Genomic DNA, 12,408 nt, shown 5'->3' with positions numbered 1-12,408 from the left:
CGGGCCGGGTACGGCGACGGCTGTCCGGGCCGGGCGCGGTGACGTCCGTGCGGGCCAGGACCGGGTGCCCGCTACGGGCGCGTCCCGCCCGGGCGGTCCACGAGCGTGCCGCCCGCACTGCGGCCGGCGCCCCGCGTCCCGCCCGGGCGGTCGGCACACCCGTCACCTGCGAGCCGTCAGTCCCGGGACGCCACCCACCCGACCGCCTCGATCCGTGCGGCGTCCGCCGGGCGTGCCTCGTCGAAGAAGACACGGTCGCCGCTCTCGACCCGCTGGCCGTCGACGTAGGCGCCCCGTCCGACGTACAGGCGGTCGGTCGTGTACCGCCAGCGCAGCGTGAGCCGTGGCGCCTGCGGCACCTGGGCGACGAGCCGGTGCCACACGCGTCCGGACCAGCCGGTGGCCGTACCGGCCGGATGCTCCTGAGACTCCTCCCCGGGCGCCACCGTGGTGAACGGCACCGGTTGCCAGGTGGCTCCGTCGTCGGTCGAGGACTCCAGGAAGAGGAGGTCCGACTGTGGTTCGGTGTCCCACCACAGGGCGCAGCGCAGACGGGCGGGGTTTGCGCCGGTGTCGAGCGGGGGCAGGGTCAGGGTGGCCGTCGTGGCGTTCGCCGTACCGGAGAACCAGGACGTACGTCCGCGGGCGGGGCGGACCGGCACGGCCCGTGCCAGGTTGGTCGCGGCGGCGACCCGGGGAGCGGAACCGGATCGCCAGGTGCGCACCGGGTGCACGGAGTTGCCGAGGACGACGAGGAAGGAGTCGGTCGTCGGGTCGAGGACGATCGAGGTGCCGGTGAAGCCGGTGTGGCCCGCCGTGCGCGGGGTTGCCATCGCGCCCATGTACCAGTGCTGGTAGAGCTCGAAGCCGAGGCCGTGCTCGTCGCCGGGGAAGGCCGTGTTGAAGTCCGTGAACATCAGGTCGACGGTCTCCCGCCGCAGGATGCGGGCCTTGCCGTACGTGCCGCCGTTCAGCAGTGTGCGGCCGAGGACCGCGAGGTCCCAGGCGCAGGAGAAGACACCCGCGTGCCCCGCCACTCCGCCGAGGGAGTAGGCGTTCTCGTCGTGCACCTCGCCCCACACGAGGCCGCGGTTCAGCCCCGACCAGGGAAGCCGTGCGTCCTCGGTGGCGGCGATCCGCGGCTTCCAGGAGGCGGGCGGGTTGTAGCGGGTGCGGCTCATGCCCAGCGGCGCGGTTATCTCGTCGTGCAGGAGCACGTCGAGGGTGCGGCCGGTGACCTTCTCCAGGACCAGCTGCAGTGAGATCAGGTTCAGGTCGGAGTAGAGGTAGACGGTGCCGGGCGGGTTGAGGGGCTTCTCGTCCCAGATGAGCTTGAGTTTTCCCTCGTGCGTCGGCGCGTTGTACAGGGGGATCCAGGCGCGGAACCCGGAGGTGTGCGTGAGGAGCTGACGGATGGTGACGTCCTGTTTGCCGCCGCCCGCGAACTCGGGGAGGTAGGAGGCGACGGTCGCCTCCAGCTCCAGCGCGCCGCGCTCCATCTGCTGCACCGCGAGGATGGAGGTGAACAGCTTCGACACGGAGGCGAGGTCGTAGACGGTGTCCTCGGTCGCCGGGATCTGCTGGTCCGCCGGGAACTCCACGCCGGTGTCCGTCTTGTCGTCGTACGCCGAGTAGCGCACGGCCATGCCGATCGGCCGGTGCAGGGCCACCGTCGAGCCGCGTCCGGCGAGGAGCACCGCTCCCGCGTACCAGGGGTGCCGGGGCGAGGGCGCGAGGAACGCCTCGGCGTCCGTGACCAGTTGATCCAGATGACCGCCGAGCAGGCCCGCCTCCCGGGCGGTGCCGTGGTGCAGTGTCGCGCGGTGTCCCTTCTCCTGCGCGGCCATCGCCGGGCCTGCGGGGAAGGGGGCGAGGGCCAGCGCCCCGCCCACGGCCATTACGGCGCGGCCCCATTGACGGCGGGTCAGCCCGCCGTCCGCTCTTTCCTCAGCGCCTTCGGTCATCGAGCTGCCTCCCGCGTCGCCTGAAAGTATCTTTCCGGACCCAGTGTGCGGAGTGAAACTTTCCTGTCAGACGTGCTCGTGTCAACCCTCCCGGGTGCGCGTGACGAAATCTGACGGAGCATCAGTAAAGGCCTTCCCTCGTCCGGAGGACTGCGGCATCCTGCGCCCATGCAGACGGAGCTGAGCAAGAGACTGGGAGTCGAGCACGCCATCTTCGGCTTCACGCCGTTTCCCGCCGTCGCCGCGGCCATCAGCCGCGCGGGCGGATTCGGGGTGCTCGGCGCGGTCCGCTACACCGCACCGGACGAACTGGCCCGCGACCTCGACTGGATCGAGGCGCACGTCGGCGGCAGGCCCTACGGCCTCGACGTGGTCATGCCCGCGAAGAAGGTGGAAGGCGTCACCGAGGCCGAGGTCGAGGCGATGATCCCCGAAAGCCATCGCCAGTACGTCGAGGACACCCTCGCCAAATACGGCGTGCCCGAGCTCGCGAAGGGCGAGGCGTCCGGGTGGCGCATCACCGGCTGGATGGAACAGGTCGCCCGCGGCCAGCTCGACGTCGCCTTCGACTATCCGATCAGACTCCTCGCCAACGCGCTGGGTTCACCGCCCGCCGACGTCGTCGAGCGCGCCCATGACCGCTCGGTCCTCGTCGCGGCCCTGGCGGGCAGCGCCCGCCACGCCCGCAAGCACGCCGACGCGGGCATCGACATCGTCGTGGCCCAGGGCTACGAGGCCGGCGGGCACACCGGTGAGATCGCCTCGATGGTACTGACGCCCGAAGTCGTCGACGCCGTCGCTCCGTTGCCGGTCCTGGCCGCGGGCGGGATAGGCAGCGGACAACAGGTCGCCGCGGCGCTCAGTCTGGGGGCCCAGGGCGTGTGGCTCGGTTCGCTGTGGCTGACCGTCACCGAGGCCGAGATGCACTCGCGTGCCGTCACCCGCAAACTGCTGGCGGCGGGGTCCGGCGACACCGTCCGCTCCCGCGCGCTGACCGGCAAACCGGCCCGTCAGCTGCGCACCGAGTGGACCGATGCCTGGGACTCCCCGGAGGGGCCCGGGACGCTGCCCATGCCGCTCCAGGGGCTGCTGGTGGCCGAGGCGCTCTCGCGCATCCAGAAGTACGAGGTGGAGCCGCTGCTCGGCACACCGGTCGGACAGATCGTCGGCCGGATGAACAGCGAACGCAGTGTCCAGGCCGTGTTCGACGACCTGACGCGGGGTTTCGAGACGACCGTCGACCGCATCAACCGCATCGCGGGCAGGGAGGAGCGCTCGTGAACACACCGCCGAACGGGTTCTGGGCCCAGGCCGCCGCCGACCCCGAGCGCACGGCGCTCGTCGCACCGGACGGAGAGGAGTGGACGGCGGGGCGGCTGCACGACGCGGCCAACCGGCTCGTCCACGGACTGCGCGCCGCGGGCCTCGAACGCGGCGACGCCTTCGCGGTCGTCCTGCCCAACTGCGCCGAGTTCTTCGTCGCCTACCTCGCCGCGTCCCAGGCGGGCCTCTACCTCGTCCCCGTCAACCACCATCTCGTCGGCCCGGAGATCGCCTGGATCGTCTCCGACTCCGGTGCCAAGGTCCTCATCACGCACGAACGGTTCGCGGACGCCGCCCGGAAGGCCGCCGACGAGGCCGGGCTCCCGGCCTCGCACCGCTACGCCGTGGGCGCGGTCGAGGGCTTCCGGCCCTACGCCGAACTCCTCGACGGGCAGCCCGTGTCACCGCCCGCCGACCGCACCCTCGGCTGGGTCATGAACTACACCTCGGGCACCACGGGCCGCCCCCGCGGCATCCGGCGCCCGTTGCCCGGCAAACTCCCCGAGGAGTCGTATCTCGGTGGCTTCCTCGCCATCTTCGGCATCAAGCCGTTCGACGGCAACGTGCACCTGGTGTGCTCGCCGCTCTACCACACCGCGGTGCTCCAGTTCGCCGGCGCGTCCCTGCACATCGGGCACCGGCTGGCGCTCATGGACAAATGGACGCCCGAGGAGATGCTGCGCGTCATCGACCTGCACCGGTGCACCCACACCCACATGGTCCCCACCCAGTTCCACCGGCTGCTGGCGCTGCCGGAGGAGGTGCGGGCGCGCTACGACGTGTCGTCGATGCGGCACGCGATCCACGGCGCCGCCCCGTGCCCCGACCATGTGAAACGGGCCATGATCGAGTGGTGGGGCCACAGTGTCGAGGAGTACTACGCGGCGAGCGAGGGAGGAGGTGCGTTCGCGACCGCCGAGGACTGGCTCAAGAAGCCCGGCACGGTCGGAAAGGCCTGGCCCATCAGCGAACTCGCCGTCTTCGACGACGACGGCAAGGAGCTGCCGCCGGGCGAGCTCGGCACCGTGTACATGAAGATGAGCACCGGCGGATTCTCGTACCACAAGGACGAGGCCAAGACGAACAAGAACCGCATCGGCGACTTCTTCACCGTCGGCGACCTCGGATATCTCGACGAGGACGGGTACCTCTTCCTCCGCGACCGCAAGATCGACATGATCATCTCGGGCGGGGTCAACATCTACCCGGCCGAGATCGAGGCCGCGCTGCTCATCCACCCCGCCGTCGCCGACGCGGCCGCCTTCGGCATCCCGCACGACGACTGGGGCGAGGAGGTGAAGGCCGTGGTGGAGCCCGCCCCGGGACATGAACCAGGCCCGGCGCTCGCCGCGGAGATCCTCGCCCACTGCGAGCAGCGGCTCGCCGGGTACAAGCGCCCCAAGAGCGTGGACTTCATCGAGGTCATGCCGCGTGATCCCAACGGAAAGCTGTACAAGCGGCGCCTGCGGGACCCCTACTGGGAGGGCCGCACCCGAGCGATGTGACGCAGGTCACATTTGTGACCTGTCACGTGGAGGCGCACTCGCCCGTCCTGATGCCGAAACGCCCCCGGGGGCTCGCCGTACCGCCCGGGGGCCCGACATTCAGGAGATGAATTCCCATGCGCGTACTCGTCGCCGGAGCCACCGGAGTCATCGGACGGGCACTCGTCCCGCTGCTCACCTCGGTCGGACACGACGTGGTGGCCCTCTCCCGCACCCCTGGCAAAGGCGCCGTCGCCGCCGACGCCCTCGACCGCTCGTCGCTGCACAAGGCGGTGCGAGAGGCGGCCCCCGACGCGGTCGTGAACATGCTCACCGCCATCCCGGCCGCCATCGACCCGCGCCACCTCGCCCGCGACTTCGCCCTGACCAACCGGCTGCGCACCGAGGGCACCCGCAACCTGTACGAGGCCGCCCACGACGCGGGCGTCAAGAAGATCGTCGCCCAGGGCCTGGCCTACGCCTACGACCCGGCCGGACAGGGCGCCGCCGACGAGGACGCCCCGCTGTGGCAGCGCCCGCCCAAGCAGTTCGTCCCGGTCCTGGAGGCGCTCAAGGAGCTGGAGCTGCGCACCGCCGACGCGGGCGGCACCGTCCTGCGCTTCGGACACCTCTACGGGCCCGGCACCATCTACGCCTCCGACGGCTCCTTCGTGCAGCAGGTCTCGGCCGGGAAGGTGCCGCTGGTCGGCGGCGGGAACTCGGTGTTCTCCTTCACCCACACCCACGACGCCGCCACCGCGGTGATCGCCGCGCTCGACAAGCCCGCGAGCGGCCCGCTGAACATCGTCGACGACACCCCGGTGGCGCTGCACGAGTGGCTGCCCGAGCTGGCCCGGATGCTCGGCGCCAAGGAACCCAAGAAGGCACCCGCGGCACTCGCCCGGCTCGCCGTCGGCAGCTGGGGAGTGGCCTTCATGAACGGGCTGCGCGGCGCCGACAACGCGCGCGCCGTGCTCACCCTCGACTGGCGGCCGAGGTACGCCTCCTGGCGCGCCGGGTTCGCCGCCGAGTTGAATGGTGTGACGGCCGGGCGCTGATCGGCAGGGAGCCGGCCGTACGCCGAACCGCAGGAAAGGAATGAGGAGTTGGAGACTCCGGAGCAGGCGACCGAGCAGTTCGAGGCGTACCGCCCGCTGCTGCTCGGCCTCGCCTACCGGCTGCTCGGCAGCATGTGGGACGCCGAGGACGTCGTCCAGGACGCCTACCTCCGCTGGACCTGCACCGACCGGGCGGACGTCCGCGAACCACGGGCCTTCCTCATCACGGTCGTCACCCGCCTCGCCCTGGACCAACTGCGCTCGGCCCGCGTCACCCGCGAGGCGTACACCGGACCGTGGCTCCCCGAGCCCGTCGCGACGGGAGCGCTCGGCCCGCTCGACACCGCCGAGCTGCGCGACACGGTGGCCTACGCGACCGTGCATCTGATGGAACGTCTGTCGCCCCCGGAGCGCGCGGTGTTCGTCCTGCGGGAGGCCTTCGACCTGCCCTACGACGAGATCGCGCGCATCCTGGACACGACCGCGTCGAACTGCCGTCAGATGCACCACCGCGCGAGCCGCCGGGTCACCTCGGGACGGGACAAGTTCGCCCTCGCCGAGGACGACCACGCCAAACTGCTGGCGAGCTTCCTGGAGGCCGCGCAGAGCGGCGACCTCACCGGTCTGACCGACCTGCTGGCCGAGGACGTGATCGCCTGGAACGACGGCGGCGGCAAGGTCAGGGCGGCGCTGCGCCCGGTAGTGGGCCGCGACCACGTGGTCGCCTTCATCGCGGGACTGGTCGCCCGCTATCCGTTCGGCGAGGCACGTGTCGTCGAGGCCAACGGCGCTCCCGCCCTCGCGCTCGCGGTCGACGGCATCGAACAGGTCGTCACCATCTCCGTGCAGGAGGGACGTATCGACGGCGTCTACGCCGTCCTCAACCCCGAGAAGCTGGGCCACGTGGGCCGGTGAACCGGCGGTCCTGACGCACGTGGGCCCCACCCTTTGCGGGGCGGGGCCCACGTGCGCGGCGTCAGCGGTACTCGCCGACCCGGACCACCCTGAGGCCCGGCGAGGACAGGATGTCCTTCTCGCAGAACCGCGACGTGACCCAGCGCTCACCCGAGAACAACCGCGTCTGATCGCTGTGGTGCGGCGAGTTCGGGTTCGACGACTGGGAGTACGTCAGCAGCGTGCGCGCGACGGGGCAGCGGCTGCCGTCCCAGCCGACGGCCTGGATGTACGACGACCCGGTGGTCACCTCGGTGTAACCGCCGGCCGCCGGGTTCCACACCGGCTCGACCTTGTTCCACACCCCGAGCGACTCCGTGCCGCCCGGCACCGGGATGCGCTCGCCGCCGCGCACGACGAACTGGTGCGCGCCGAGCTTCTCGTCCGGCGAGATGCCCGCCGCGCCCAACTCCGTCACGGTGTCCGCGAGGGCCGTGGCGAAGCCCGCCGCGCCGGTGTTCAGCGTGTTCGGGGTACGGACCGGATCCGCCGCCGAGAACGGCACCTTCCACAGCTGCGCGGCCGGTACCGCGGCCGTCAGCTTCCGCCAGAACCGGTCGAAGAACAGCGCGCCCCGGCTGCCGGTGTCCATGGAGTGGTCCCATGCCTCGAGTACACCGCACGCCTCGGTCACGTCGACGGCCTTGCCCTCGCTGCCGGTCGCCGTGCCGCCCGGCAGCGCGGCACACGCGCGCGCCACGTCGTCCGCGGCCAGATCACCCGCGGGCACCCGGTTCGCGAACTGCTGCGCCTGGAGATCCCGTACGGTCAGCCGGCCGCGGCCCGCCATCGCCGCCACGTCCTCGACGGCGCCGCGCGTGCGCATCGACCGTTGCGTACCGATCGTGCCGAAGACACGCTCGTACCCGGTGACCGGCCGGTCCGCGTTGGCCAGCCAGGCGCTGTCGTTGGAGTTCTCCGCGTACGGCGCGTCCCGCAGCACCGGCATCTTCGCCGGTCCGAAGATCCCGGGCTGCACGGCGTCCGGGTCGCTGCCCAGCGCGCATTCACCGCGCGAGCCGTCGAGGACGGCGACACCGGACGACGGATAGGTGACCTTGCCGAGCGGTGTCGAGCAGCGCTGTGCCAGGTCGTCGGTGATGCGGGGGATCACCTGGGACTGGGTGAACAGCGAGTGGCCGCCCGAGTCGGCGGCGATCGTGTTCACCCAGGGCAGCCCCTGGGTGCGCCGCAGAGCGGTGAGCACGCCGGCCGTGTCGCGTGCCTTGGCGAAGCCGAGCGCGGTGTCCGAGGCCCGCAGGTTGGCCGCGTTCGGGTCGCCCAGCGCGTACGCCGTGGTGGACGTCCAGGGCAGCGGCAGCTGGGCACCGAGCGAGGTGACGACCGGGCCGTAGCGCGTCCACCACTGGGTACGCGTCACGGGCGTGCCGTCCTTCACGGCGACGGTGACGGTCCGCCGTGTCATCCGCACCGACTTGCCGTCCACCAGGTACGACGTCGGATCGGCCGGATCCAGCGTGAGCTGGTGGAGGTTGAGGGTGACGCCCGTCGCGACGGTGTGGCTCCACGCGACGCGGGCGGTGTGCCCGATGGATATCGTCGCCGAACCGAGCAGGGCCCCGCCCTGGACGTCCAGCCGCCCGGGGATGGTCTGCTGCATCTGCCAGAAGCGACGGCCGTCCTGCCAGGGGTAGTGCGGGTTGCCCAGCAGCAGGCCCCGGCCGTTGGCCGTCGTGGCACCGCTGAAGGCGACCGCGTTGGACCCCATGTCGGCGTTGTCGAAGAGCTCCCGGGCGGCCCGGGCGGTGGCCTGGGCGTTGGGGGTCCCGGCGTTCCCGGACGCACTGCCCTTCTCCTGCGGGGCGGCGGGTGCCGTCGCGGGCGGCTGCGCGGCGGTGATGCCGTCGATGCCCCTGCCCTGGCCGCCCAGCACGGCCAGGGCGAAGCCCCGTGCGGCCACGTCCAGTTGTGTCACCGGGCGGACCCAGTCGGCGCCCCGGCACGCGGGATCGGTGACGCGGTTCTGAGCGAGCCAGGCGTTGTAACCGGCCGCCCAGCCGCGCATCAGATCCTCGGCGTCGCGCCCGGGCCCCCGCGGTGCGGGTTCCGCGAGCAGCTTCTCCACCGTGCCCGCCTCCCGGACACCACGGAAGTACAGGTCGCTGGAGAGGTTCCTGGCCGCCGAGGACAGCGAACCGTCCGGCGCCGCGTCGGGACCGAAGTAGCGGGAGCGCTCCCCGCGCAGCGTCACGAAACCGTCGGCGAGGGTGCACACCTGGTCGGCGGCCTGCGCCCAGCCGGTGCCGAAGCCGAGGTTCGCGTAGTCCTTCGCGACGATGTGCGGGATGCCGTACTCGGTGTAACGGATCACGGCCGACAGGCCGCCGTGCGAGGGATGTTCCTGACGGTCCTGCCGCTCGGCCGCGGCCGCGGGCAGCGTGGCCGTGGCGGTGAGCAGGGCGACGGCCGTGACCACGAACCGTCTCAGGCGGGTGCGCATCGTGCCTCCCAACATCATTGGAGGAAAGGGCGGTTGAGCGTACCAATGGGTATGTCGTCCGGAGAGGGGTCCGTCGCGATCCCGCTGCGCGGGCCGCGCGCCGCCGGGCATCCGGACGAGACCCCGGTGCCTTCGTCTTGACCTCCCTCGTGCCGCGGACCGAGGATCATGTGTCATGACGCCAGGACAGGGCAGCACGGTTGACGGGGTGCTGCGCCGCAGCGCCCGGCGCACCCCGGCACGCACAGCGGTCGACTACCGCGAGCGCTCGTGGACGTACGCGGAACTCGACGACGCGGTCTCCCGTGCGGCGAGCGTGCTCCTTGGACAGGGGCTCACCCCCGGCGACCGGGTCGGCGCCTACGGACACAACTCCGATGCGTACCTGATCGGCTTCCTCGCCTGCGCCCGCGCCGGACTCGTGCACGTCCCGGTCAACCAGAACCTGACCGGCGACGACCTCGCCTACATCGTCGGGCAGTCCGGCAGCACCCTGGTCCTGGCCGACCCGGACCTCGCGGCCGGGCTCCCCGACGGCGTGCGCACCCTGGCGCTGCGGGACACCGACGACTCACTGCTCGCCCGGCTGGAATCGGCCGTCCCGTACGACGGCGACGAGCCGCGCGGCGACACGCTGGTGCAGCTGCTCTACACCTCAGGCACCACCGCCCTGCCCAAGGGCGCGATGATGACGCACCGCGCCCTGGTGCACGAGTACCTGAGCGCGATCACGGCCCTCGATCTGAGCGCGGGGGACCGGCCCGTGCACTCGCTGCCGCTCTACCACTCGGCGCAGATGCACGTCTTCCTGCTTCCGTACCTCGCGGTCGGCGCGTCGAACATCATCCTCGACGCGCCCGACGGGGACCGTCTCTTCGACCTGATCGAGGCGGGCCGCGCGGACAGCCTGTTCGCACCGCCCACCGTGTGGATCGGTCTGGCGAACCGGCACGACTTCGCGACCCGCGACCTCGCAGGGCTGCGCAAGGCGTACTACGGAGCGTCGATCATGCCGGTACCCGTCCTGGAGAGGCTGCGCGAACGACTGCCGAAGCTGGCCTTCTACAACTGCTTCGGCCAGAGCGAGATCGGACCGCTGGCCACCGTCCTCGGGCCCGACGAGCACAAGGGGCGGATGGACTCCTGCGGACGCACCGTGCTGTTCGTGGATGCGAGGGTGGTCGATGAGGACGGCAAGGACGTGCCCGACGGGACGCCGGGCGAAGTCGTCTACCGATCACCGCAGTTGTGCGAAGGCTACTGGGCCAAGCCGGAGGAGACCGCCGAGGCCTTCCGTGACGGCTGGTTCCACTCGGGGGACCTCGCCGTGCGCGACGCCGACGGCTACTTCACCGTCGTCGACCGGGTGAAGGACGTCATCAACTCCGGTGGCGTACTGGTGGCCTCGCGGCAGGTCGAGGACGCGCTGTACACGCACGAGAAGGTCGCCGAGGTCGCCGTGATCGGGCTGCCCGACGAGCGCTGGATCGAGGCCGTCACCGCCGTGGTCGTCGCCCGCGGCGAGGTGACCGAGGCCGAACTCGTCGCCCACGCACGCGAGAAGCTCGCCCACTTCAAGGCACCCAAGAGGGTCCTGTTCGTGGACGAGCTGCCGCGCAACGCCAGCGGGAAGATCCTCAAACGGGAGCTGCGGGACCGCTTCGGCGAGGACTAGCCCTGTCCGACGGCTCCCGCCCGCCCGGCGACGCCGGGAACTGCCGGACGGGCCTCAGGAGCCCGTGGCTCACGACGTCCGTCGTTCCCGCAGGTCCATGATCCGCTTGATCTTGCCCACCGACCGCTCCAGCGACTCCGGTTCGACGATCTCGACCGAGACCGACACACCGACCCCGTCCTTCACCGCCGCCTTGATCGCCCGCGCCGCGGCGTCGCGGATCTCGGGCGTGGCGCCGGAGCGCGCCTCGGCCCGCACGGTCAGCGCGTCGAGGCGGCCCTCCCGGGTCAGCCTCAGCTGGAAGTGCGGGGCCACCCCCGGCGTGCGCAGCACGATCTCCTCGATCTGCGTGGGGAAGAGGTTGACCCCGCGGAGGATCACCATGTCGTCGCTGCGGCCGGTGATCTTCTCCATGCGCCGGAAGACCCGTGCCGTGCCGGGCAGCAGCCGCGTCAAGTCCCTTGTCCGGTAACGGATGACGGGCATGGCCTCCTTGGTGAGCGAGGTGAAGACCAGCTCGCCCTCCGCGCCGTCCGGGAGCACCTCACCGGTGATCGGGTCGACGACCTCCGGATAGAAGTGGTCCTCCCAGATGTGCAGCCCGTCCTTGGTCTCCACACACTCCTGGGCGACTCCCGGGCCGATCACCTCCGACAGGCCGTAGATGTCGACCGCGTCGATGGCGAACCGCTCCTCGATCTCGCGCCGCATCTCCTGGGTCCAGGGCTCCGCGCCGAAGATGCCCACGCGCAGCGATGTGCCGCGCGGGTCGATGCCCTGCCGCTCGAACTCGTCGAGCAGGGTCAGCATGTAGGAGGGCGTCACCATGATGATCTCGGGCTTCAGGTCCTGGATCAGCTGGACCTGGCGGGCGGTCATGCCTCCGGAGGCGGGGATGACCGTGCAGCCGAGCCGTTCGGCGCCGTAGTGGGCACCGAGACCGCCGGTGAAGAGCCCGTAGCCGTAGGCGATGTGCGCCTTGTCGCCGGGCCGGCCGCCGGCCGCGCGGATGGAGCGGGCCACCATGTCGGCCCACATCGACAGGTCGTTCTCCGTGTAGCCGACCACCGTCGGCCGTCCGGTCGTGCCGCTCGACGCGTGCAGACGCCGGATCCGGTCCTGCGGGACGGCGAACATCCCGTACGGGTAGTTCTCGCGCAGGTCGGCCTTCGTGGTGAACGGGAAGCGCGCCAGATCGGCGAGCGAACGGCAGTCGTCCGGGCCGACTCCCGCCTTGTCGAAGGACTCCCGGTAGAACGGCACGTTCTCGTACGCGTGCCGCAGCGACGCCCGCATCCGCTCCAGCTGGAGCGCCCGCAGCCCGTCCGCGTCCAGCCGCTCGGCCGCGTCCAGCAGGTCCTTCGGTCCCGTGGAATCCGCCATGGGGAATCCTCCCTCACCAACCGCATCATTCCGGGCGACCGATCATTCGGTCGATCTGTTCGGGATCAGTAATTCAGGCTCACCGGTCCTCGTACAAGGGGGTGGC

General features: G+C 71.3%; 8 protein-coding genes. 5 read left to right on the top strand and 3 right to left on the bottom strand.

Features of this window, described 5'->3' with window-relative positions; all coding sequences use genetic code 11:
- Window positions 1-176: 176 nt before the first annotated feature.
- A complete protein-coding gene (locus tag H305_RS0105430) occupies window positions 177-1,964 on the bottom strand; it encodes a serine hydrolase domain-containing protein (protein WP_028799523.1) in 1,788 nt (595 codons plus the stop codon).
- Between the two features lie 168 nt (window positions 1,965-2,132).
- On the opposite strand from H305_RS0105430, the gene H305_RS0105425 reads away from it, so the two are divergent.
- The 4 genes from H305_RS0105425 to H305_RS0105410 all read left to right on the top strand — a co-directional run bounded on the left by H305_RS0105425 (window position 2,133) and on the right by H305_RS0105410 (window position 6,744).
- Window positions 2,133-3,245 carry a nitronate monooxygenase gene (locus H305_RS0105425; protein WP_028799522.1) on the top strand — a complete coding sequence of 371 codons (1,113 nt, stop codon included), beginning with the start codon at window positions 2,133-2,135 and terminating at the stop codon, window positions 3,243-3,245.
- Window positions 3,242-4,792, top strand: a complete 1,551-nt coding sequence (locus H305_RS0105420) for an acyl-CoA synthetase (RefSeq protein WP_028799521.1) — start codon at window positions 3,242-3,244, stop codon at window positions 4,790-4,792. Before H305_RS0105425 ends, H305_RS0105420 begins: the two co-directional genes overlap by 4 nt.
- A gap of 116 nt (window positions 4,793-4,908) precedes the next feature.
- Window positions 4,909-5,829 carry an NAD-dependent epimerase/dehydratase family protein gene (locus H305_RS0105415; RefSeq protein WP_028799520.1) on the top strand — a complete coding sequence of 307 codons (921 nt, stop codon included), beginning with the start codon at window positions 4,909-4,911 and terminating at the stop codon, window positions 5,827-5,829.
- A 48-nt stretch (window positions 5,830-5,877) separates the two neighbouring features.
- Window positions 5,878-6,744: an RNA polymerase sigma-70 factor gene (locus H305_RS0105410; RefSeq protein WP_028799519.1), complete on the top strand. Its 867-nt coding sequence runs from the start codon at window positions 5,878-5,880 to the stop codon at window positions 6,742-6,744.
- 61 nt (window positions 6,745-6,805) lie between these two features.
- On the opposite strand, the gene H305_RS0105405 is transcribed toward H305_RS0105410, so the two are convergent.
- Window positions 6,806-9,244, bottom strand: coding sequence for a penicillin acylase family protein (locus H305_RS0105405; protein WP_028799518.1), 2,439 nt, complete (start codon window positions 9,242-9,244; stop codon window positions 6,806-6,808).
- A gap of 175 nt (window positions 9,245-9,419) precedes the next feature.
- Here H305_RS0105405 and H305_RS0105400 point away from each other — a divergent pair, with 175 nt between their 5' ends.
- Window positions 9,420-10,919, top strand: a complete 1,500-nt coding sequence (locus tag H305_RS0105400; protein ID WP_028799517.1) for an acyl-CoA synthetase — start codon at window positions 9,420-9,422, stop codon at window positions 10,917-10,919.
- A gap of 69 nt (window positions 10,920-10,988) precedes the next feature.
- Here the strand turns inward: H305_RS0105400 and paaK are convergent, their stop codons facing one another.
- Complete coding sequence (gene paaK, locus H305_RS0105395; RefSeq protein WP_028799516.1) at window positions 10,989-12,302, bottom strand: phenylacetate--CoA ligase PaaK; 1,314 nt, start codon at window positions 12,300-12,302, stop codon at window positions 10,989-10,991.
- Window positions 12,303-12,408: the final 106 nt, after the last annotated feature.

The organism is Streptomyces sp. 142MFCol3.1, from assembly GCF_000424945.1.
Taxonomy (GTDB): domain Bacteria; phylum Actinomycetota; class Actinomycetes; order Streptomycetales; family Streptomycetaceae; genus Streptomyces; species Streptomyces siamensis.
This window is presented reverse-complemented; position numbering and strand designations above follow the sequence as displayed.

Bases quoted from the DNA above. Each gene is read 5' to 3' on its own strand.
- H305_RS0105430 (WP_028799523.1), bottom strand. From the start codon at position 1,964: ATGACCGAAGGCGCTGAGGAAAGAGCGGACGGCGGGCTGACCCGCCGT.
- H305_RS0105425 (WP_028799522.1), top strand. From the start codon at position 2,133: ATGCAGACGGAGCTGAGCAAGAGACTGGGAGTCGAGCACGCCATCTTC.
- H305_RS0105405 (WP_028799518.1), bottom strand. From the start codon at position 9,244: ATGCGCACCCGCCTGAGACGGTTCGTGGTCACGGCCGTCGCCCTGCTC.
- paaK (WP_028799516.1), bottom strand. From the start codon at position 12,302: ATGGCGGATTCCACGGGACCGAAGGACCTGCTGGACGCGGCCGAGCGG.
- H305_RS0105415 (WP_028799520.1), top strand. From the start codon at position 4,909: ATGCGCGTACTCGTCGCCGGAGCCACCGGAGTCATCGGACGGGCACTC.
- H305_RS0105400 (WP_028799517.1), top strand. From the start codon at position 9,420: ATGACGCCAGGACAGGGCAGCACGGTTGACGGGGTGCTGCGCCGCAGC.